This window comes from Bradyrhizobium sp. RP6, from assembly GCF_003837805.1.
Taxonomy (GTDB): domain Bacteria; phylum Pseudomonadota; class Alphaproteobacteria; order Rhizobiales; family Xanthobacteraceae; genus Bradyrhizobium.
Window position 1 is genome coordinate 87,552 of the sequence record NZ_RQIT01000004.1, and the last position, 21,627, is coordinate 109,178.

Sequence of the window (21,627 nt, forward strand, 5' to 3'; positions counted from 1 at the left end):
GCAGGATGTCCGCAATCGCGTCCCTCGCCGCGATTGTGCCGAGCGTGTCGCCGACGTCGTCAGGCATGACCAGCATCTCGCCATGCGCCTCGTCCTTGAAGTCGAAGGTCGCGGTCGGCCCCAGGAAGGCCGTCGGCGGCGCGGACGATGTCGAGCAACTCGGCGGGGCGCACGGTGGTGCCTGATAGCTCAAGGCTCGCATGCCCGAGGCCGCATCGCCTCACCTTCGTGCATGCACAGCATGCAAGCATATGCCTGTGGAAGAGGGCCCGGCCGTAGTACATGCCGAAAGTCCCCCCAGCCCCGCCGCCGGAGCAACGCGCGAACGCAATGACAACCAGGCAATGACAATCACGTTACCTGCCGCCACGCGCGAGCCCGATCACACCATGTCCGATGGCCTGCCGGCCCGCCAGCGGCGCTGGGCCATCGCTGCGATCTTCACCGCGCTGGCGATGGCTTCGCTCGACACCGCGATCGCCAACATCGCGCTCCCCGCCATCGCCGCCGATCTGCACGTCACGCCGGGGCAGTCGGTCTGGGTCGTCAACGTCTACCAGATCGCGCTGGTCGCGACGCTGCTGCCGCTCGGAGCGCTCGGCGAGATCGTCGGGCACCAGCGCATCTATCTCGGCGGCCTGATCCTGTTCACCATCGCCTCGCTGTTCTGCGCGGTGGCGTGGTCGCTGGACAGCCTGCTCGTCGCGCGCACCCTGCAGGGGCTCGGCGCGAGCGGGATCATGAGCGTCAACACGGCGCTGGTGCGCTTCGTCTATCCCGGAAGGATGCAGGGCCGCGGTTTCGGCCACAACGCGCTGGTGGTCGCGACCGCCTTCACCTTCGGGCCGTCCATTGCGTCGGCGATCCTGGCGGTCGGCCCGTGGCCCTGGCTGTTCGCCGTCAACATCCCGTTCGGCCTCGTCGCGATCGGCATCGGCTTTGCGATGCTGCCGAAGACCCCGCGCGCCGATCACGGCTTCGACTTTCTCGGGGCGATCCTCGCCGTCGCCTGCCTCGGCCTGTTCATCACCGGCATCGGCAGCGCCGCGCACAATTTGTCGCCGGTGGTCGTGGGCATCGAACTGGTCTCCGCCCTCGCGCTCGGCTTCATCCTGACGCGCCGCCATGCCGGCCATCCCGCGCCGATGCTGCCGATCGACCTGTTCAGCCGGCCGATGTTCGCGCTGTCGGCGGCGACCGCGGTGTGCTCCTTCGCGGTGCAGGGCCTCGCCTTCGTCTCGCTGCCGTTCTACTTCGAGGACGTGCTCGGGCGTTCACAGGTCGAGACCGGCTTCTTCATGACACCCTGGCCGCTGGTGGTCGGCATCATGGCGCCGATCGCGGGGCGCCTCTCCGACCGCTATGCCGTCGGCCTGCTCGGCGGCATCGGCCTCGTGCTGCTCGGCCTCGGCATGGCGCTGCTCGCCATGCTGCCGGCCAATCCCGCGATCGCTGACATCATCTGGCGCATGGTGATCTGCGGCATGGGGTTCGGCTTCTTCCAGGCGCCGAACATGAAGGCAGTGATGTCAAGCGCGCCACCGCACCGCAGCGGCAGCGCCTCGGGCATCGTCGCCACTGCGCGCCTGACCGGGCAGACGACCGGCGCGGCGCTCGCCGCAGCCTGCTTCGCGCTCGCGGGTCATGACGGCGCGACATTGGCGCTGGCGCTTGGCGCTGGCTTCGCCGCGCTCGGCAGCGTGATGAGCTTCCTGCGGTTGGCCGTGAAGTAGACCGGGCGCGTTGGCGCGCTTTTCAGGCGGGCCTCACGGCGTCTTCTCCGCGATCGGACGGCTCACGACTGCCGCCGCATCGAGCGGCTCGCATTTGACCGTCCGTATCAGCTTTGGCGGCCCTGTCCAACCCGCGGTCTCGCTCACGGGCACAAACGTGCTCCCTTGCGGCGCCAGGATGATCGGCTCCGACTTCAGGCAGAGATCGGGAAATGCGATGCCATGGCCGCCGGCTCGGGTGAACCGCCCGACCAGCATCTGGGAGGCCTGCATCCGCGTCGCCGGCGACGCCCGCATCGTACGCTCGGGATCGAACGCGCGATAGCACGGCCAGTCGGTGTGGTTCGGTGCGAACTCGTACACGACCCGGCACGCCGCCCCGGCCGATTTCACGAAAGGCATATTCGAAGGCGCCGCGGCATCGCGTTCGAAAACCAATATCTGCAGCGTCAACGCTTCCGTCGTCGCGCCGGATGTGACGGGCTTGCCCGCTGGGACCGCGACTTCCCCACGCGAGAACACCAGCTTGGTTCTGGGTCGCGCGTCCCTGGTCTCCAGCACCAGCATGGGCCTCTCCGCCCAGGAGCGATCCAGTTCCACCTCGCCGTTACCCATCATCAGCTGCACATTGCCGACGGAGGGCCTGTCCTTGGCGAAATCGATCATGCGGAGGTGCACGCTCGACTTTGCCGCCTCGAGGCTCAGGAAGCGCAGGTCGTCCACCTTGCGCGTGATCGGCATCATCGGATCGAAGCGATCGTCGATGTTGAACCGGACGATCTTCTTCAGCCTGGCCGAGAGAGGCCCTTTTGCGGCGGGCGGCGGTGCAACGTCGATCACGAGCAGGGCGCCTTCGGGCGAGAAAGTATTGCCAAAGGCGCGCTGCCAGACGGCGGTCAGCAGCGAGTCCGCCTGCTGCGCGATGTCCCGAGCGAAATAGATCTGCTGCCCGCGGCGAACCAGCGGAAAGTTCTGAAATGCGCCGAGTGCCGCGCCCTCGCGGACCTCCGTCTCGGGGAAGGTGACGCATTTGGACTGGTCGTCATGGTCGGTCTCCTCGACCTTCCGGGACGCAGAGCGCGAACAGAAGCTCAGATGGTGCTCTGCCGTTTTCTGCGGGCTGGCCGAGATCGCATAGATGAGATCCGAACTTCCGGGCACTTCCATCGGAAGCGGAGAGGTCGCGAACATGTCGACTTCCACGCGGGTCAGCGATGGGCCCGCGTCGACCGAGCAGAGATCCCGGGTCGGCAAGGTATTGGTGAGGAGTCGCGCCGCATCGGCGCTGACGACACAGGATATGCTGTTCTCCGAGTTATTCCGGCTCATCCAGATCAGATGGTTCTTGCCGGCTCCATCGACCAGGAGATGCGGCGCCGCGTGCCGCCGGCGTGGCGGCAACCAGACCGGCATGGTTTCGGTCAGCATGGGCTCGCGCTTGAGCAGCACGTCGGGCAACCGCGTCACCCCGACCGAGCGCAGTTCGGCGCTGACGGCGTTGGGATCGGTGGTCCACTCGAGAACGGGAACCGTCGCGCAGGTGATGCAGGTCACGGCCAGATTGGAGCGAAGGTTCTCGAACATGAGAATGACCTCATCGGGGTCACCCGCGTATTTGGCAGGTAGCGTCGCCTTGAATGGATGATCGACCACGCGGCTGACCTGAAACCCGTTCGACCGCGATGGATCCGAGTCGAACTCGAAATAGGTCGATCGGTCCCAGCCGCGATAGGCGTCGTAGCCTCCGAGACTCACGCCGGCCAGAACCATCTTGGAATCGGTCTGACAGCGCGCCGCGCTGCTCTCCTGACTGCTGTTTCGTATGTAGACGCACAGCCGAAAAGCCGCGTTTTGCAGGATCCGATCGCAATCGTTCTGGTTATAGCCGTAGGTCGCAAGGCCGTGGCGATAGCACAGGTCGTGAAAGACGCAGGCCTGCCTGAAGCGCTGCAGGACGAGATGGCGCTTCTGGTTGGAATCAGTCCCGCCGTCGAACAATATGTTGGCCCAGGGCGGCAGGCTGCAGTTCAAGCCCTCGCCGCTTCCGCCGATGGTACTGACGACGTCCGGCCCCGATTGAAAGGCGGTGATGGTGGCGGGCATCTCGCCGTCGGTGATGTCGTCGACGTTCTTGTAGATGGAATCGGCGATGAAGGAAGGCAGATACGCAAAGGCCAGAGCCGCCACGGCAATCAATGCTATCGACCAGCGGATCACCTTTCTGAACATGGCTCAACCCCGCTAAAGCCAATCTGGCAATGACGCAGCCGCGCATCGAAATCATGACGGGCCCGGTGTCGTCCTGATGACGATCAGCTTGGGGTTGTTCGGCTGTCAAGCCGGGATCTCGCACATGACAGCCACTTTGATAGCCGGAAGGCCTGCCCGCGGCGCATCAAAGCGCCCCACGGCCACCCGTAGGCTTTCCGGACGTCAGGCCAGATGCCGAATCTCGGACGCGTCCATTTCCACGACGGGATTGGGCATGTCCTGGTCCAGCGCGGCCAGACGCTCGTCGATAGCCGCGATCACCTTGCGCGAGAACGGTCCAAGATGCGCATAGGCCGCGATCATCTGCACGGCGATGCGTGCGGACGAGGTGTCTCGCTTGGCGCAATTCATGAAAGTCTGCCAGAGCGGCCCCCGTGCCTCGGGAAGGGCGGTGACCACCTTGTGCACCGTCTCCATCGCCCCGAGCCTGGCGCGGATGTCTCCTGCGGCGAGTTCGGGTCGTTGCCTGGATCGGTCGAGCAGCGTCATCAGGCGGTCGACGCGTCCTGCATAGGCCGCCGGGCTATAGGTGTGCTCCAGCACCCGCCTGTAGTCCATCAGGATGTCGCGCAACGGGCGGACCGGATCGAAGTTGATGCCGGCCGTGCACTGATCGGCGCCGATGGTCGGCGCCACATCGTGTCCCGGATGCAGCCGGCCTTCGCGCTCGAGTCGGCGCGTGAGCTGCGTGTTCGGCAAAGCGTAGAGCAGGCCGACCATGGCGACGGGAATCGCCGCCTCCTCGATGAATTCGATCATGGCCTCCGCCATCGAGACCTTCTCGTTGTCGAAGCCGACGATGAAGCCCGCGGTGACGAGCATGCCGGCGGCGTAGATCTTGTGGATGCTCTCGGCGATGTTGCGCCGCGTGTTCTGTTTTTTCCGCATCGCGACCAGCGTCGCCGGGTCCGGACTTTCGATGCCGACGAAGATGCCGAAGAAGTTGGCCGCCCCCATCAGCTCCAGCAGCTCCGGATCGTCGGCGAGGTTGACCGAGGCTTCCGTGGAGAATTCGAAGGGATAGCCGTGCGTACGCTGCCATTCGGCGAGCTTCGGCAGGAATTGCCGCAGCGACTTCTTGTTGCCGATGAAATTGTCGTCGACGAAGTCGAGATGGCCGCGGTAGCCCATCCGGTAGAGCGTCTCGAGCTCGACGAACATCTGCTCGACCGTCTTCGTCCGCGGCACGCGCCCGTAGAGCTCGATGATGTCGCAGAATTCGCAAGTGAAGGGACAGCCGCGCGAATACTGCACACCGAGATAGAGATAGTCCTCGAACCTGAGCAGATCGAAACGCGGCACCGGCGTCTTGGTGACGTCGGCCTGGAATTTCGGCGCGGTGAAGGTGCCGGACCGCGCGCCACTTTCCCAGGCCGCGATGAATTCGTCGAGGACGCTCTCGGCCTCGCCGAGCACCCGGAAGTCGGCCCGCTCATAAATGTGGGGGCTCGAGGTGGGGTCGGGACCGCCGACCACGACCGGCTTGCCGGCGGCGCGGCAGAGCTCGATCAGGCGCAGCGTGTCGGCCTGCTGCGGCATCATTCCGCCGGTGAACACGACGTCGGCCCAGGCGAGATCCTCCTCGCCAAAGGACGCCGTATTGCAATCGATCAGCCGGACCGTCCAGCTCTCGGGCAACATCGCGGCAACGGTGATCAGGCCCAAGGGGGCAGCAGGGCGCTTGACGCCCATCACTTTGCAGGATTCGCCAAAGCTCCAGAAGGACTCTGCCGAGAACAGCGGGTAGAGCATCAGCACGTTGCAGGGACTCGGCACGTTCATGGAACTCCTTTTGTGTCGGCTCAGTGTACCAAAGCGCCGGCGTCTTGCATCCCGGCAAAAAGGACAAACTGTCGCCGCTGCGCAAGGCGCGATCGGGCCTGGAACCGGCCTTTACGGCCGGACGTCGCGTAAAGCCGCGGATTGGCGCCCATGGAAGAGACCTCAACCCGAATCGACTGGCGCACGGATGAGGCAAAACAGCGCTCCAGTCCACACCCTCGCGCGGCCGAGCAATGCATCCTGGTTAGCCCTCGGAGTGTTGATTTGAACAGTTCCAATTTGCCGGACAGATTGCGCCCCTGAGTTCAGTCGGTGGATTGGGCCAATCAGGGGACTTGCGATGGCAAACCTAACAATCAACGGAAAAACCTTCACTCTTGACATCGAGCCGGAAACGCCGCTGCTCTGGGCGATCCGAGAGAATGCCGGCCTGACCGGCACCAAATATGGCTGCGGCATTGCACAATGCGGCGCTTGCACGGTTCATATGGACGGCGTGGCGATGCGCTCCTGCGGCGTTACGGTCAGCGAGGCCGAGGGCAAGAAGATCACCACGATCGAGGGTCTCGCATCCGGGGATTCGCTGCACAAGGTGCAGGAGGCCTGGATCGCGCAGGACGTGCCGCAATGCGGCTATTGCCAGAGCGGCATGATCATGGCGGTGGCGGCGCTGCTGAACGAGAAGCCCAAGCCGACCGACGCCGACATCGACGAGGCCATCACCAACATCTGCCGCTGCGGCACCTTCGCGCAGGTGCGCGAGGCGATCCACACGATCGCAAGCGCGTAAGGAGCCGCCCCATGAACAAGCACTTCTCTCCCACGATGAATCGTCGGGCCTTCGTCATCGGCACGGCCGCGGTCGGTGCCGGTCTCGCCATCGGCCTCGACCTCCCCTTCGGTGGCCCCGCGGTGGTGCGCGCCGCCGACGGCTCGCCCGAGATCGGCGCCTGGGTCGTGATCAGGCCCGACGACACCGTCGTGATCCGCATCGCCCGTTCCGAGATGGGCCAGGGCTCGCTCACCGGTCTCGCCCAGCTCGTCGCCGAGGAGCTCGAATGCGACTGGACCAAGGTCACGACGGAATATCCGACTCCCGGCCAGAGCGTCGCCCGCAAGCGCGTCTGGGGCGATTTCTCGACTGGCGGGAGCCGCGGCATCCGCTCTTCGCAGGACTATGTCCGCAAGGGTGGCGCGACCGCGCGCGTGATGCTGATCCAGGCCGCCGCCGATGCCTGGAAAGTGCCGGCCTCCGAATGCACGGCCGCAAACAGCGTCATCACCCATACGCTCTCGGGCCGGACCACGACCTACGGCAAGGTCGCCGAGGCCGCAGCCAAGCTGACGCCTCCGGCGGAGGTCAAGCTGAAGGATCCGAAGGACTGGAAGCTGATCGGCAAGGGCGTGAAGCGGCTCGACACCGTCGACAAGACCACCGGCGCCATGATCTACGGCGCCGACATCAAGCTGCCGGGCATGCTGAATGCCGCGATCAAGGACTGCCCGGTGTTCGGCGGCAAGCTGAAGAGTTTTGACGAAGCCAAGATCGCCGGCTTGAAGGGCGTCAAGAAGGTGGTCAAGGTCGGCGATACCGCGGTCGCCGTCGTCGCGGATACCTGGTGGCACGCCAAGACCGCGCTGGAAGCGCTGCCGATCGTCTGGGACGAGGGCGACAACGCGAAGGTCTCCAGCGCGTCGATTGCGAAGTGGCTGGCCGAAGGGCTCGACGACGCGCAGCCGGCCTATGTCGGCAACAAGAACGGCGACGCGAAGGCCGCGATCGCCGGCGCCGCGAAGAAAGTCGAGGCCGTCTACAGCTATCCCTACCAGAACCACGCCACGATGGAGCCGATGAACGCCACCGCGCTCTATACGGCGGACAAATGCGAGGTCTGGTGCGGCACGCAGAATGGCGAGGCGGCCTTCGCTGCCGTGCTGGAGGCTTCCGGCCTGCCGGCCGAGAAGTGCGATGTGCACAAGGTGATGCCAGGCGGCGGCTTCGGCCGGCGCGGCCAAACCGACTATGTCCGCCAGGCGGTCATGATCGCCAAGCAGATGCCGGGCACGCCGATCAAGCTGTTGTGGTCTCGCGAAGAGGACATGGCGCACGGCCGGTATCACCCCATCACACAGTGCAAGATGACCGGCGCGTTCGACGCCAACAACAATCTGATCGCGCTGCACTACCGCCTGTCGGGGCAGTCGATCCTGTTCTCGCTGCGTCCCGAAGCGCTGCAGAACGGCATGGATCCCGCCGCATTCCAGGGCGTCGCCCAGTCCGGAGAGGCCGCGTTCGGCTATTCGGTGCCGAACCTGTTGATCGAGCATGCGATGCGCAACCCGCACGTCCCGCCGGGCTTCTGGCGCGGCGTCAACGTCAATCACAACGCGATCTACATGGAGTGCTTTATGGACGAGCTGGCCCAGGCCGCAGGTCAGGACCCGCTCGAATTCCGCCGCAAGCTGATGGGCAATCACCCCAAGCATCTGGCGGTGCTCAACGCGGTCGCCGAGAAGATCGGCTGGGACACGCCGGCGCCGCAGGGCGTCTATCGCGGCATAGCGCAGGTCATGGGCTACGGCAGCTATGTCGCCGGCGCCGCCGAAATCTCGGTGACCGACGGCAGCAAGATCAAGGTGCATCGCATCGTCGCCTCCACCGATCCCGGCTACATCGTCAATCCGGCGCAGGTGGAGCGGCAGATCGCCGGCTCCTTTGTCTATGGCCTCTCGGCGCTGTTCTATGGCGGCTGCACCGTCAAGGACGGCAAGATCGAGCAGACCAACTTCGACACCTACAACTCGATGCGCATCAACGAGATGCCGAAGGTGGAATCGGTGATGGTGCCGAGCGGCGGATTCTGGGGCGGAGTCGGCGAGCCGACCATCGGCGTCGCGGCGCCGGCGGTTCTCAATGCGTACTTCGCCGCGACCGGCAAGCGCATCCGCTCGGTGCCGCTGCGCGACCAGAACATCACCTTCGCATGAAGCATGATCCGGAAAAGTGCTAAGCGGTTTTCCGAAAAGATCATGCTCAAACAACAACTCGCGGCGGCCACGTCGGCCGCCGCAGCATTTTTCGGACAAGCCTCATGAATGCGCCGGTGACACGGCGGAATGCCATCCTCGGCATCTCCGTCGCGGCCACATCGCTCGCCGCACCTTCGATCCTGCGCGCGCAATCGGCGGGCCGCGTCGTCGTGGTCGGCGGCGGCTTTGGCGGCGCGGCTTGCGCCCGGGCGCTCAAGCGTGCCGACGCGAGATTGCGGGTCACCCTGATCGAGCCGAACAAGACGTTCATCGCTTGCCCGTTCAGCAACGAGGTGATCGCGGGCCTGCGCGAGATCGAGGCGCAGCAGTTCGGCTACGACAAGCTCGCCGGCGCCGGCATCACCGTCGTCGCCCAGGCCGCGACGGCAGTCGACGGGCAAAAGAGTAGTGTGACCACGGGCGATGGCACCGCGTATGGCTATGACCGGCTCGTGCTCTCGCCCGGCATCGACTTCCATCTCGATGCCCTGCCCGGATATGACGAGGCAGCGTCGGAGACGATGCCGCACGCCTGGAAGGCCGGCGCGCAAACGCTGCTGCTGCGCAGGCAATTGGAGGCGATGGCGGACGGCGGCACGGTCGCCATTGCCATCCCAGCCAATCCTTCTCGTTGCCCGCCCGCGCCTTACGAGCGCGCAGGCCTGATCGCGCATTACCTGAAGACGAAGAAGCCGCGCTCGAAGGTTCTGATCCTCGATGCCAAGGACACTTTCTCCCAGCAGCGGCTGTTCGAGAAGGCATGGAAGGAACTCTACGGCGACATGATCGAACGCGTCGCACTGTCGCAAGGCGGCCGCGTCACTTCGGTTGATCCCGCGACGAGAACCATCGTCACCGAATTCGGCAACTACACCCCTGATGTCGCCAACGTCATCCCGCCGCAGCGCGCCGGCCATATTGCCGGGATTGCGGGCGCTGCGGATGCGACCGGCTGGTGCCCGATCGATCCTGTCACGTTCGAGTCGAAACTGGTCCCGAACATCCACGTCATCGGCGACGCCTGCCTTGGCGGCGGCATTCCGAAATCGGCCTCCGCTGCAAGCGCGCAAGGCAAGGCATGCGCCGCTGCGATCGTCAGCCTGCTCGCCGGCCGCACGCCCGAAGCGCCGCGGTTGACAGGCATCTGCTACAGCACCGTCGCCCCCGGCTACGGCTTCTCGCTCGCCGGCAGCTACCAGCCCAGGGGCGACATCTTCGCCGAGGTCGAGGGCGGCGCGACCAGCCCGGTCGATGCGCCACGCGAGCTGCGCGCCCGCGAGGCGGCTGAAGCCGAGCGCTGGTTTCAGACCATCACGGCGGAGACGTTTGGCTAGGACATGATGGAACGGGCCTGCCGCCACGACCACAGTGCGCCCCCTCCCCCGCCTGCGGGGGAGGGTTGGGGAGAGGGTGTCTCAACAGCGAAGACTCCCCTAGAGGAAAGAACCCTCACCCGGCGCTGCGCGCCGACGTCTCCCCCAAACGGGAGAGGCAAGAGGAGGCCGCGGCTCGATCTCTCGTCTCACATTTCTTCGATTGCCGCTGCGGTGGTCGCGCTAAGCCTTACACTTGCTGCCAGCGTGAGAGCCGAAAAACTCTTGCCCTACACAATCGTCAACGACGGCATTCCAGCCTCGCTCACAGGCTCCCCCGGCGATGCCGCGCGCGGCCGCGCTCTGGTGCTCGCGCGCACCACGACCTGCATTCTCTGCCATTCCGGCCCATTCCCGGAAACGCGGTTCCAGGGTGATCTCGCGCCTGACCTCGCCGGCGCCGGGAACCGGTGGTCGGTGAGCCAGTTGCGGCTTCGACTGGTCGATGCCTCGCGCTTCAACCCGGACACCATCATGCCGTCCTATTATCGCACCGACGGCCTCGTCCGCGTCGGACGCAGTTTCGCCGGCAAGCCGATATTGTCGGCTGCGGAGATCGAGGACATCGTGGCCTTTCTTGCAACGCTTCGGGACTAGGTTCATGCCAACCACGCGACGACAATTCCTGAGCCTCGCCGGAGGCGTGACCGTCGCCGGCGCGGTCCCGATCGTCACTCTGCGGCCGCTCGAGGCGACACCGGCGATGCTCAACGCCGCGATCCGCAACGTCGTCGGCGAAGCACAGATTCGCAGCGGCAGGGTGAAGCTCGACATTCCACCGCTGGTCGAGAACGGCAACACGGTGCCGATGACGGTGAGCGTCGCAAGCGCGATGACGGCGGACGACCACGTCAAGAGCATCCACGTCTTCAACGAGAAGAACCCGCAGCCGAACATCGGCAATTTTTATCTCAGCCCCTCCTCCGGGCGAGCCCAGGTCTCGACGCGGATTCGGCTCGCCGATACTCAGAAGGTGGTCGCGATCGCACGTCTCTCCGACGACACATTCTGGCAAATTGCCGCCGAAATCGTCGTGACGCTGGCCGCCTGCACCGAGGAGATGAACTGATGGCCGCTCTCATCAACGTTCCGGCCAAGGCCAGGCGCGGCGACATCATCGAGATCCGCACGCTGACCTCGCACATCATGGAGACCGGTTTCCGCCACACCGCCGACGGCAAGCTGGTGCCGCGCGACATCATCACGAGCTTCACTTGCCGCTACAATGGCACCGAGATCTTTCGCGCCGATCTGTTTCCGGCGATCGCGGCCAATCTCTATCTGTCGTTCTTCACCGTCGCCAAGGAGAGCGGCAAGTTCGAGTTCGAATGGATCGGCGACAACGGCTATTCGTCCACTGCATCGGCATCGATCATTGTCGAATGATTTCTTGGCGCGCGATAGCGGCGGTGGCATTATTCGCCGCGGCGGTCCCCACCCTGCTCGCCGGCGAAATCCCGCCCGATGCACGCCGCTCCGGCTATTCCTTCATGGGCCCGGACACGCGCGCCATGCAGGACGACGACACCACCAATCCCGGCATGCTGTTCGTGCTCGACGGCGAAGCTCTCTGGGCAAAGAAGACCGGCAGCACCAACAAAGCCTGCGCGGATTGTCATGGCGATGCGCGCAGCAGCATGAAGGGGGTCGCTGCGCGCTATCCCGCCTTCGACAAGGCGCTCGGCCGCCCCGTCACGCTCGATCAGCGGATCAATCTCTGCCGCGCCGATCATCAGCAGGCGACACCGCTGCCCTACGAGGGCCGCGACCTGCTCGCATTGTCCGCCTTCATCGCCCACCAGTCGCGCGGCACCGCGATCACGGCCGGTGACGACCCAAAGCTCAAGCCCTTTATCGCGCAGGGCCGCGCGCTCTTCATGCAGCGCGAGGGCCAGCTCAACCTCGCCTGCACCAACTGCCACGATGACAATTTCGACAAGCGCCTCGCCGGCGCGCCGATCACGCAAGCGCAGCCGACCGGCTATCCGCTTTACCGCCTGGAATGGCAGACGCTGGGGTCGCTCGAGCGGCGGCTGCGCAGCTGCATGACCGGCGTCCGCGCCCAGGCCTATGACTATGGTTCGCCCGAGCTGGTCGCGCTCCAGCTCTATCTGATGTCGCGGGCGCGTGGCCTGCCGATGGAGACGCCGGCGGTGCGCCCCTGAAAGAAACCGGCCGGGACGCCGCCCGGCCGTTCCGCGAGACTTGAGGGCACGCCTACTCCGCCGGCGCGGCCGACATCTCCGGATGCGCGGCGTAGGGCTCGCTGGCGCCGAGCTTGGCGGCGGCGAACAGGCCCGCAGCCATTACTGCGTAGGCCAGGGCCACCGCGGGCGTCACGCCAAAGCCGCCGCCGATGCCGACGGCCTCGCCGTGCATGAAGCCGAAATAGGTCAGCACCGCCCCGACCAGCGCAAAGGCGGACGCCATCTCGAAGTCGCGCTCGATGATGAAGACACCGATGGCGCCGAGGATGAGACCGCCGAGGATGGAGCCGCCGCCCATCACCTCGAGGCCGTGATAGAACACGCCCTGCTGCGGCAGCGCGGCGATCGCGGCGGCCTTGACCGCATCGGCTTTGTCGGCCGCCATTCCGCCGACGGTTGCCGCCGCATTCATGGTGGAGCCCAGCATGGTGTCGATCTGGAGCTTGGCCCAGGCGGCTAGATGCGGGGTCAGCGCCAGCACGATCGCGGGCGCGTGCTTGACCGGTGTGGTCTGGAACGCCTGCGCGCCGATCAGCATACCGATGTAGAGCAGGATCGGCGAGATCGCGACGACCGGCACGAGTGCCAGCAGCACCGAGATGATGCCGAACCAAGACAGCACGACCACCATGATGCCCGTCGCCGCCGAGTAACCGATCCGACCGCCCATCGCCTTCCAGCCGGGATGGCCGATATAGACGGCGTTGATGAAGGGATTGCCGATCAGGCAGCCGATCAGGCTGACGACGCCGTCGGCGGTGAGCACGCGCGTGGTCGGATAGTCGTCACCGGCCGCTTCCGCGCTCTCGACATTGTCCATGGCCTCGACGAGGTCGTAGATGCCGAACGGAATGGCGGTGACCAGGATGATGCTGAGGAATTCGAAGCCGGAGAAGACGTAGCCGACAGCCGGGATCGGCACCGAGAAGCCGAAGTTCGCAAAGGCGGCGCCGACGCCTTTGAGACTCAATCCGCCGAGACCCAGTCCGAACAGGTTCGAGCCCCAGGCGATGATCATGCCGGCAGCGATCGCGACGAGGCCCGCGGGAACGCCGCGCCAATACTTCACACCGCCGAACCAGCTCACCAGGATGATGGCGAAGCAGACGAGACCAATCTGCGGCGTCATGTACATCTCCAGCGCCGGCCGCATCGAGATGAAGGTGACGGAGACGCCGGCAAGCGTGCCGAGCAACGCCGCGCGCGGCGTGATCCTGCGGATGAAGGGCGCGATGAAGCCGCCGATCATGAGAATGAAGCTCTGGAAGAACACCCAGACGAGCCCCGCCGACCAGCCCTTGAGCGGATCGCCGGTCTTCAGCGTGATCGGCAGCATGATCACGAAGGTGACGATGAACATGTGCGGCACGCTGACGCCTGACGGTAGCGCGCAGACGTCGTTGCGGCCGGTCTTCTGGGCGAGGCGATAGGCGAGATACGCATAATAGAAGGTGGACAGGCACATCATCAGCCCAAGCGCGGGCAGGATGCGGCCGAACACGAGGCTATCAGGCATCTTCAGCACGAAGCGCAGGAGCCCCGTGAGCACCAGCATGTTGACGAGGATGTTGGTGCCGAAGCCGAAAAGCGCGTTCCAGTCGCCCGATGTCCATAGCGCCGGCTTAAACCCGGACTTGTCGATTTCAGATTTGCCGGCCGTCCCCGTCAATGTGCTCATGACAATACCCCTATGTGGTCGAAACCTTCATTGCCTCCAGGACTGCGGCCGAGTCCGCGACCCAGCCGAAGATGCCGCCCTGGGCCTTGATCATCTTCAGGCCCATCTCGTGAAACTCGGGGAAATAGGATGCGCAGCCGTCGGCGATGACGACGCAGCGATAGCCGCGGTCATTGGCCTCGCGCACCGTGGTGTTGACGCACACCTCGGTGGTGACGCCGCACACGAGCAAATTCTCGATGCCGTATTTCTGAAGGATGTCGCCGAGCTCGGTCGCGTAGAACGCCCCCTTGCCGGGTTTGTCGATCACGATTTCGCTGTCGAGCGGATAGAGCTCGGGAATGATGTCGTGGCCGGCCTCACCGCGAATGAGGATGCGTCCCATCGGACCGGGATCGCCGATGCGAAGGCTCGGCGCGCCGCGCTCGACCTTGGCCGGCGGCGCGTCGGAGAGATCGGGCAGATGCCCCTCGCGCGTGTGGACGACCAGCATGCCGGTGGCGCGCGCCGCCGTCAGCACCGCGCCGATCGGCTTCACCGCGCGTGCGAGCTGGCTGACGTCGTTGCCGAGCGTTTCGCCGAAGCCGCCGGGCTCCATGAAGTCCCGCTGCATGTCGATGATGAGAAGCGCGGTGGCGGGCCAGTCGAGCTTGATCGGCTCGGGCTCGGCGCTGACGACGCCCCTTGTCGGCTTGGCTGAGTTCAACATGACGCAGGCCTCGCGAGAACTCTCTTGGCCAGGAGTTCTGCAAGCACCGTGCCATTGTGTACAATTGCGATTGGAGGGAGAGCTTCGAGAAATTCGCTGCTCTGTCAAACTCTTACGACACGTGTGCGCGTGTGCTCATTCGCTATGCGGCGGCTTTACGGCGTGCATTTGCTCAATGCTTAAGCGGTGGCGAGGCTTTCACCAGCCGTCATTCCGGGGCGCGACGCAGTCGCGAGCCCGGAAATTCAACGGGCCACAATACCCGAGGTGAAATGGATTCTCTGATGCGCAATCGCGCACCATAGCTCGACGCTACGCGTCGCCCCGGAATGACGACGCACGTGTGTGGCGAGGCCTTGCCCCTACCGCCCAGCCCCATACAGCCGCCGATACTCTTCCTCATACGGCGCATAAGAGTCCTTCAACGTCGCCATGTTCAGCAACATGGTTGCCACCATCGTGCCCGCCCTGTCGAACACGCGCGTCTTGACCCACGCGCTTTCGGTGCGGCGGCTGCCGGAGAGCGCGACCACCTCGCGCTCGACTTCGTACGCCTCGTCGACGAAGAGCGGCCCCTTCACGAGGCGGATCTCCTGATCGGCGAACAGACCGACGGCCGGGCCCCTGGCCGGTAGCGGATCGTCCTTGGAGCGGTACTGGAACAGCACGCTCAGCATCTCCATCGGAATGACGGGCTTGCCCCACGGATTATCCGCGCCCGAGTAGTAGGGCGAGCTCTCGGTGATGACGGCGAGCTTCTGCCTGAGCGAGAACGGGTAGAGGTCGCCCATATTCTGGTCGAACGCCATGCGCACCGACTGCCGCTTGCCGGTCCGCGCCACCTTCACGTCGCGAAGGATCACGGCATCGGCCAGCGGCTTGAGCTCGCCGAGGCGGGTCTCAAGCGCGGTCGCAACCGGCGCATCGCCGACCGAGGCCGTTCCGCGCAGCACCTCGGTGCCGTCGCGCTTGACCATTTGGACCTGGCACTGGCTCGTGCCGGGCAATGGCTTCGACAGGATCGCTTGCACCTCCTCGCCTTCGTAGCAGACGCTGCGATAATGCGCGGACAGGCAGCCCGTCTCGAACCAGGTACGACCCCATAGCCGTTCGCCGAGCGGCGCGAACTGGCTGAAATGGGTCGGCCCTTCGATGGTGCCGCTCTTGAAGCCGAGCTTCTGGGCTGTTGCGTCGTCGTGGATCGAGGCGTGCGCGTCGTAGGTTTGCGTTTGCAGCATCTGGCGCGGCTGGCGCCACGGCCCGATCAGCGCCTCGGCCGTCTCCGTGATCTCGGTATCGAATGCGTTCGCGGTCATGGTGCTCTCCACAGGAAGCCATGACTAGCAGGAGCGCCACGGATGCGGCCAGCGATATTGACTTCGCCGGCCCATGCCTTTGACTGTCACAATTCGCGTCGCGCAGCCGCAATCCCTCCCGCAGCGCAAACCCCAACGCCGAACGAAAGACAAGGACTCCCGAAATGACGCTGATGCAGGTCGAGCTGGACGATAAATACCGGCTCGAATCGAAGCGGATCTTTCTGTCCGGCACGCAGGCCCTGGTCCGGCTGCCCATGTTGCAGCGCGAACGCGACCGGCTCCAGGGGCTCAACACCGGCGGCTTCATCTCGGGCTATCGCGGTTCCCCGCTCGGCATGTACGACCACGCGTTGTGGCGGGCGAAGTCGCACCTCCAGCAGCACGACATCGCCTTCGTGCCCGGCCTGAACGAGGATCTGGCGGCAACCGCCGTGTGGGGCAGCCAGCAAGTCGGACTGTTTCCCGGCGCCAAGGTCGATGGTGTGTTCGGCATCTGGTATGGCAAGGGCCCCGGCGTCGACCGCTCGGTGGATGCGCTCAAGCATGCCAACGCGGCTGGCACCTCGCTCAACGGCGGCGTGCTGGCACTCGCCGGCGACGACCACGGCTGCCAGTCATCGACGCTGGCGCATCAGAGCGAGCAGGTGTTCGCGGCCGCGCTGATCCCCGTGATCAATCCCGCGACACTGCAGGACTATCTCGATCTCGGCCTCTACGGTTTTGCGCTCTCGCGCTTCTCCGGCTGCTGGGTCGGCTTCAAGGCGATCAGCGAGACCGTCGAGAGCTCGGCGTCGATCTACAGCGATCCTGAAGGTATCCGGATCAAGCTGCCTGACGATTTCGAGATGCCGCCGGGCGGCCTCAACATCCGCTGGCCCGATCCGCCGCTCGAAGCCGAGAAGCGGCTATTCGGCCCGAAGATGGCCGCCGTGCAGGCCTTCGCCCGCGCCAACCAGCTCGACCGCATCGTGCTCGATTCAAAGCCGGCGCGGCTCGGCATCGTCGCGACCGGCAAGGCCTATCTCGACCTGCGCCAGGCGCTCGCCGATTTGGGCATTACGGACAAGGACGCGCAGGATCTGGGCTTGCGCATCTACAAGGTCGCGCTGACCTGGCCTCTTGAGGAGAGCGGCGCGAAGCGTTTCGCCGAAGGTCTTCAGGACGTGCTGGTCGTCGAGGAGAAGCGCGGCTTCATCGAAGACCAGCTGATGCGCATCCTCTACAATATCGATGCGTCCAGGCGCCCGACCGTCACCGGCAAGCGCGACGAGCGCGGCGCACCGCTGCTGCCGAGCGAGGGCGAGCTGACGCCGACCATTGTCGCGTCTGCGCTGGTGGCGCGCTTGCGCAAGCTCGGCCATCACAGCCCGGTGCTGGAGCAGCGCCTCGCCCGGCTCGAGGCGTTCGACAATCCCGTCACCACCAGCGCCCAGATCAAGCTCGCGCGCACGCCGTTCTTCTGCTCGGGCTGCCCACACAACACCTCCACGCGTGTGCCGGAGGGCAGCCGCGCCATGGCCGGCATCGGCTGCCACGGCATGGCCCTGAGCATGCCAACCCGTCGCACCGATCTGATCTCTCATATGGGCGCCGAAGGCGTGAACTGGATCGGCCAGTCGCCCTTCACGAGCGAGACGCACATTTTCCAGAATCTCGGCGACGGCACCTATACCCATTCCGGGCTACTTGCGCTGCGTGCCGCTTCCGCTGCCGGCATCAACATCACCTACAAGATCCTCTACAACGACGCCGTGGCCATGACCGGCGGCCAGCCGGCCGAAGGCGCCTTCCACGTCGCGCAGATTGCGCACCAGGTCTGGGCCGAGGGCGTCAAGCGGCTCGCGATCGTTTCCGACGATCCGTCCAAATACCCGCAAGGAAACTATTTTCCGCAAGGCGCGACCATCCATCATCGCCGCGAGCTCGACGCCGTGCAGCGCGAGCTGCGTGACATCAAGGGCCTCACCGTCATTGTCTACGACCAGACCTGCGCCGCCGAAAAGCGCCGCCGCCGCAAGCGCGGGCTCTATCCCGATCCCGCCAAGCGCGCCTTCATCAACGAGCTCGTCTGCGAAGGCTGCGGCGACTGCTCGCAGGCCTCCAATTGCGTCTCGGTGCAGCCGCTGGAGACCGAATTCGGCCGCAAGCGCCAGATCGACCAGTCGAACTGCAACAAGGACTTTTCCTGCGTCGAGGGTTTCTGTCCGAGCTTCGTCACCGTGCATGGCGGCACGCTCAAGCGGATGAAGACCTCGGCGGTCGATTCCGGCCAGCTCTTCGCCGATCTGCCACTGCCGCCGGCGCGTGAACTCGACGGTCCCTACAACATCCTCGTCACCGGGATCGGCGGCACCGGCGTCATCACCATCGGCGCCCTGCTCGGCATGGCTGCCCATGTCGACGGTCGGGGTTGCTCGGCGCTGGATTTCACCGGCCTGTCGCAGAAGAACGGCGCGGTGATGAGCCATGTGCGCATTGCTCCGAAGCCGGAGGACATTTCCGCCGTCCGCATCACCACGGGCGGCGCCGACGTCATCCTCGGCTGCGACATGATCGTCTCGGCCGGCCCGGCCGCACTCAGCCGCGCCGAGCGCGGCGTGACGAAGGCCTACATCAACGCCGATTTGCAGCCGACCGCGAGCTTCGTGCAGAACCCCGATCTCGACTTCGAGATGGGCACGATGCAGACCGTGCTGCGCGACGCCATCGGCGACAAGAACCTCGACATCATAGACGCCACGGGCATTGCCGCCGCGCTGATGGGCGACAGCATCGCCACCAACCCCTTCATGCTCGGCTTCGCGTTCCAGAAGGGCGCGATTCCGCTGTCGCTGGAGGCCCTGCTCCGCGCCATCGAGATCAACGGCGCCGCGATCGAGATGAACAAGCTCGCCTTCACCTGGGGCCGCCTCGCCGCCCACGACATGTCGCGCGTGCGCAGCGTGCTTCAGTTCAAGGCTAGAGCGTCCGCGCCGGCGAAATCGCTCGACGACATCATCGCGACGCGCGTGGAATTCCTGACCTTCTATCAGGACAAGGCCTACGCCGACCGCTATCTCGCGGCGGTCGCCAAGGTGCGCAAGGCGGAGAGCGCCGTTTCGCCCGCGTCGACGGAACTGACCGAGGCCGTCGCGAAGAACCTGTTCAAGCTGATGTCCTACAAGGATGAGTACGAGGTCGCGCGGCTCTATACCGATGGCAGCTTTGCCAGGAAGGTGTCGGAAAAGTTCGATGGCGATTTCACGCTGAAGTACCACCTCGCCCCGCCGATCTTCGCCAAGCGCGACAAGGTGACGGGACATCTGCAGAAGCAGGAGTTCGGCGGCTGGATGATCCATGCCTTCCGCGTTCTCGCCAAGCTCAAGTTCCTGCGCGGCGGCCTGTTCGATCCGTTCGGCCGCACCGAGGAGCGCCGGACCGAGCGGAAGCTGATCGCGGATTACCTGGCGATCATCGATCAGCGGATCGTCAGGCTGCAAGCGGCGCAGATCCCGCTGCTGACCCGGCTTGCACGGGTGCCCGAGACGATCCGCGGCTTCGGCCATGTCAAGGAAGCAAATATCAAGCTGGCGGCGGCCGAGACGGCGCGGCTGGAAGCGGAGCTCGAGAACAGCCGCTTTGCGGCGGCGGCGGAGTAGCGGTCGGGAGAACGTTCTCTCCACGCGTCATTGCGAGGAGCCCTTGCGACGAAGCAATCCAGACCGTCGCCGCGGAGTGATTCTGGATTGCTTCGCTACGCTCGCAATGACTGAGAAAAGCGAGACGACAGTCAGACGGTCGCCTTCGTCGCACCCGCCGTCGCCACACTCCCCTCCGCCAGATGCCGCCCCGCGATGTACCCGAACGTCAGCGCCGGCCCGAGCGTGATGCCCGGGGCCGGATAATTGCCGTTCATGATCGAGGCCATGTCATTGCCGCAGGCGTAAAGGCCGGAGATCGGAGTGCCGTCCTTGCGCAGCACACGCGCTTGCGCATCCACCGTCATGCCGATGGCCGTGCCGAGATCCGCCGGGTGGATGCGCAGCGCGAAGAACGGCGCGCGGACGATCGGTGCGACGCAAGGGTTGGGCTTGTGAACGGCATCGCCGAGATGGCGCTGATAGATGGTGCTGCCGCGACCAAATTCGGGATCGCGCCCCTCCTTCGCATCGGCATTGTAATTCGTGACCGTCGCTGCAAGCACGGATGGCTTGATGCCGATCAAGGCTGCGAGCTGCGCGACATCCGCCGCCTCGATCAACTCGCCGCTCGCCACATAGCGCCGATAACTGCGCGTGAATGGTTTGATGCGGCCGAGGCCGTAGGCCCACAGGAACCAGCGGTCGCAGATCAGGTGGAACGGCCGGTCCAGCTCACCATTGGCCTCGCGCAACATGGCAAGCACGAACTCGTGGTGGGACAGCGCCTCGTTGACGAAACGCCTGCCGGCCGCATTGACGGCGATCACGCCGGGCTTGGCGCGATCGGCCGTCATGTGCGGGAACACGCCGCGGCTGCCATCAGTGCGGCGGAATAGCGAGGCCGGGACCCAATAGGCTGCGCTCGTCGCGTCCGTGTTGAGCGCTGCACCGGCGGCAGTCCCAAGCCGAAGCCCGTCGCCCGCAGCCGACGGAGTGGCCGCCGAGATCAAGCCTGCGCCGGCCGGGAAGAAGCGTTTGCGCAAGCTCGCATCGTGCGAGAAGCCTCCGATCGCGAGCACGACGCCGCGACGCGCTGAGATCAGGCGGTCGCGGGCGCCGTGGCGGATCACCACGCCGGCGGCGCGCTCGTCCCGCATTGATAGGCGCTCGACATCAGCGCTGAAGAGGAGATCGACCCGCCGCGCCAGCAGCGTGGCATACAGCTGCGCGGCGAGCGCATTGCCTTGATGCAACGTCGTGCCGCGCGGCGATCGCAAGCGCTGCCACGCATACGCGGACACCAACTGCGCCGCGCGCAAGGTCGAGCACAACGACGCTCCGATCCGGCCCAGATGCGGAAGGTCCAGGCGGCCGACCATCATCCCGCCGAACAGCGTGCACTCCGGCAGCGGTGGCCGCAATCGCGCGAAGTTATTTCCCAGCCGGGCACCGTCGAAGACAGCCGGCTCCAGCACGCGGCCGCCAGGCGTCGCCCCCAGCCGTTCCGGATAGTAATCGGGATAGGCCTTCATCGGCTGGAGCCGCACCTCGGTGTTGGCTTCGAGCCAGGCGATCGCCTCGGGCCCGCGCGCGAGGAAGGCGGCGCGCAGGCTGGAATTCGCGGACTCCGGGACCGTGCTCGACAGATACCGGACTGCATCGGTGACGCTGTCGGAAAGTCCCGCCTCCTTCATCTTGTGATTGGCGGGTATCCAGACCATGCCGCCGGACCAGGCGGTGGTGCCGCCGACGAAGGCGGTTTTCTCGATCACCAGCACGCGCAGGCCTTCAGCGGCAGCGACGGCCGCGGCCGTCATGCCACCTGCACCGGCGCCGATGACAATGACGTCGTAGGTCTCGTGCGCCGGCATCATGCGGCAAGGTTCCGTGAGCGAGGCATGACAC

15 protein-coding genes and 1 pseudogene are annotated in these 21,627 nt (G+C 65.4%); 9 read left to right on the forward strand and 7 right to left on the reverse strand.

All coding sequences use genetic code 11. The features are described from left to right. Positions 1-73 precede the first annotated feature (73 nt). Positions 74-209 (reverse strand): annotated as a pseudogene (locus tag EHH60_RS11365) (isocitrate/isopropylmalate dehydrogenase family protein); the annotation flags it as partial. 135 nt (positions 210-344) lie between these two features. Here EHH60_RS11365 and EHH60_RS11370 point away from each other — a divergent pair. Then, entirely contained in the window at positions 345-1,733 is a 1,389-nt protein-coding gene (locus tag EHH60_RS11370) for an MFS transporter (RefSeq protein ID WP_124159557.1), read from the forward strand. Positions 1,734-1,766: 33 nt separating this feature from the next. Here EHH60_RS11370 and EHH60_RS11375 read toward each other — a convergent pair whose 3' ends face one another. Next, complete coding sequence (locus tag EHH60_RS11375; RefSeq protein WP_124159558.1) at positions 1,767-3,962, reverse strand: hypothetical protein; 2,196 nt, start codon at positions 3,960-3,962, stop codon at positions 1,767-1,769. Positions 3,963-4,166: 204 nt separating this feature from the next. Further along, complete coding sequence (locus EHH60_RS11380) at positions 4,167-5,786, reverse strand: B12-binding domain-containing radical SAM protein (protein ID WP_124159559.1); 1,620 nt, start codon at positions 5,784-5,786, stop codon at positions 4,167-4,169. A gap of 340 nt (positions 5,787-6,126) precedes the next feature. Here EHH60_RS11380 and EHH60_RS11385 point away from each other — a divergent pair, with 340 nt between their 5' ends. From EHH60_RS11385 to soxA, 7 genes are all read left to right on the forward strand, one after another. Further along, positions 6,127-6,576 (forward strand): (2Fe-2S)-binding protein, encoded by a 450-nt coding sequence (locus EHH60_RS11385; protein ID WP_124159560.1) that lies wholly within the window; start codon positions 6,127-6,129, stop codon positions 6,574-6,576. Positions 6,577-6,587: 11 nt separating this feature from the next. Then, positions 6,588-8,774, forward strand: a complete 2,187-nt coding sequence (locus EHH60_RS11390; RefSeq protein WP_124159561.1) for a xanthine dehydrogenase family protein molybdopterin-binding subunit — start codon at positions 6,588-6,590, stop codon at positions 8,772-8,774. Between the two features lie 104 nt (positions 8,775-8,878). Then, positions 8,879-10,150: an NAD(P)/FAD-dependent oxidoreductase gene (locus EHH60_RS11395; RefSeq protein WP_124159562.1), complete on the forward strand. Its 1,272-nt coding sequence runs from the start codon at positions 8,879-8,881 to the stop codon at positions 10,148-10,150. 201 nt (positions 10,151-10,351) lie between these two features. Beyond that, positions 10,352-10,786, forward strand: a complete 435-nt coding sequence (soxX, locus tag EHH60_RS11405; protein WP_124159812.1) for a sulfur oxidation c-type cytochrome SoxX — start codon at positions 10,352-10,354, stop codon at positions 10,784-10,786. A 4-nt stretch (positions 10,787-10,790) separates the two neighbouring features. Further along, positions 10,791-11,258 (forward strand): SoxY-related AACIE arm protein, encoded by a 468-nt coding sequence (locus EHH60_RS11410; protein WP_124159563.1) that lies wholly within the window; start codon positions 10,791-10,793, stop codon positions 11,256-11,258. Then, a complete protein-coding gene (gene soxZ / locus EHH60_RS11415; RefSeq protein WP_124159564.1) occupies positions 11,258-11,575 on the forward strand; it encodes a thiosulfate oxidation carrier complex protein SoxZ in 318 nt (105 codons plus the stop codon). The genes EHH60_RS11410 and soxZ overlap by 1 nt, the downstream gene beginning before the upstream one ends. Then, complete coding sequence (gene soxA / locus EHH60_RS11420) at positions 11,572-12,354, forward strand: sulfur oxidation c-type cytochrome SoxA (protein WP_199751413.1); 783 nt, start codon at positions 11,572-11,574, stop codon at positions 12,352-12,354. Before soxZ ends, soxA begins: the two co-directional genes overlap by 4 nt. A 52-nt stretch (positions 12,355-12,406) precedes the next feature. On the opposite strand, the gene EHH60_RS11425 is transcribed toward soxA, so the two are convergent. From EHH60_RS11425 to EHH60_RS11435, 3 genes are all read right to left on the reverse strand, one after another. Further along, entirely contained in the window at positions 12,407-14,074 is a 1,668-nt protein-coding gene (locus EHH60_RS11425) for a regulator (protein ID WP_124159566.1), read from the reverse strand. A gap of 10 nt (positions 14,075-14,084) precedes the next feature. Continuing rightward, positions 14,085-14,783, reverse strand: coding sequence for a cysteine hydrolase family protein (locus tag EHH60_RS11430; protein ID WP_124159567.1), 699 nt, complete (start codon positions 14,781-14,783; stop codon positions 14,085-14,087). A gap of 362 nt (positions 14,784-15,145) precedes the next feature. Continuing rightward, positions 15,146-16,099, reverse strand: a complete 954-nt coding sequence (locus EHH60_RS11435) for a hypothetical protein (RefSeq protein WP_199751414.1) — start codon at positions 16,097-16,099, stop codon at positions 15,146-15,148. 164 nt (positions 16,100-16,263) lie between these two features. Here EHH60_RS11435 and EHH60_RS11440 point away from each other — a divergent pair, with 164 nt between their 5' ends. Then, a complete protein-coding gene (locus EHH60_RS11440; protein WP_124159569.1) occupies positions 16,264-19,740 on the forward strand; it encodes an indolepyruvate ferredoxin oxidoreductase family protein in 3,477 nt (1,158 codons plus the stop codon). Between the two features lie 131 nt (positions 19,741-19,871). Here the strand turns inward: EHH60_RS11440 and EHH60_RS11445 are convergent, their stop codons facing one another. Beyond that, positions 19,872-21,596: an FAD-dependent oxidoreductase gene (locus tag EHH60_RS11445; protein ID WP_124159570.1), complete on the reverse strand. Its 1,725-nt coding sequence runs from the start codon at positions 21,594-21,596 to the stop codon at positions 19,872-19,874. Between the last annotated feature and the right edge of the window lie 31 nt (positions 21,597-21,627).

Coding starts and splice junctions, on each gene's coding strand:
- EHH60_RS11370 (WP_124159557.1), top strand. CDS start 345: ATGACAATCACGTTACCTGCCGCCACGCGCGAGCCCGATCACACCATG.
- EHH60_RS11375 (WP_124159558.1), bottom strand. CDS start 3,962: ATGTTCAGAAAGGTGATCCGCTGGTCGATAGCATTGATTGCCGTGGCG.
- EHH60_RS11380 (WP_124159559.1), bottom strand. CDS start 5,786: ATGAACGTGCCGAGTCCCTGCAACGTGCTGATGCTCTACCCGCTGTTC.
- EHH60_RS11385 (WP_124159560.1), top strand. CDS start 6,127: ATGGCAAACCTAACAATCAACGGAAAAACCTTCACTCTTGACATCGAG.
- EHH60_RS11390 (WP_124159561.1), top strand. CDS start 6,588: ATGAACAAGCACTTCTCTCCCACGATGAATCGTCGGGCCTTCGTCATC.
- EHH60_RS11395 (WP_124159562.1), top strand. CDS start 8,879: ATGAATGCGCCGGTGACACGGCGGAATGCCATCCTCGGCATCTCCGTC.
- EHH60_RS11410 (WP_124159563.1), top strand. CDS start 10,791: ATGCCAACCACGCGACGACAATTCCTGAGCCTCGCCGGAGGCGTGACC.
- soxZ (WP_124159564.1), top strand. CDS start 11,258: ATGGCCGCTCTCATCAACGTTCCGGCCAAGGCCAGGCGCGGCGACATC.
- soxA (WP_199751413.1), top strand. CDS start 11,572: ATGATTTCTTGGCGCGCGATAGCGGCGGTGGCATTATTCGCCGCGGCG.
- EHH60_RS11425 (WP_124159566.1), bottom strand. CDS start 14,074: ATGAGCACATTGACGGGGACGGCCGGCAAATCTGAAATCGACAAGTCC.
- EHH60_RS11430 (WP_124159567.1), bottom strand. CDS start 14,783: ATGTTGAACTCAGCCAAGCCGACAAGGGGCGTCGTCAGCGCCGAGCCC.
- EHH60_RS11435 (WP_199751414.1), bottom strand. CDS start 16,099: ATGACCGCGAACGCATTCGATACCGAGATCACGGAGACGGCCGAGGCG.
- EHH60_RS11440 (WP_124159569.1), top strand. CDS start 16,264: ATGACGCTGATGCAGGTCGAGCTGGACGATAAATACCGGCTCGAATCG.
- EHH60_RS11445 (WP_124159570.1), bottom strand. CDS start 21,596: ATGATGCCGGCGCACGAGACCTACGACGTCATTGTCATCGGCGCCGGT.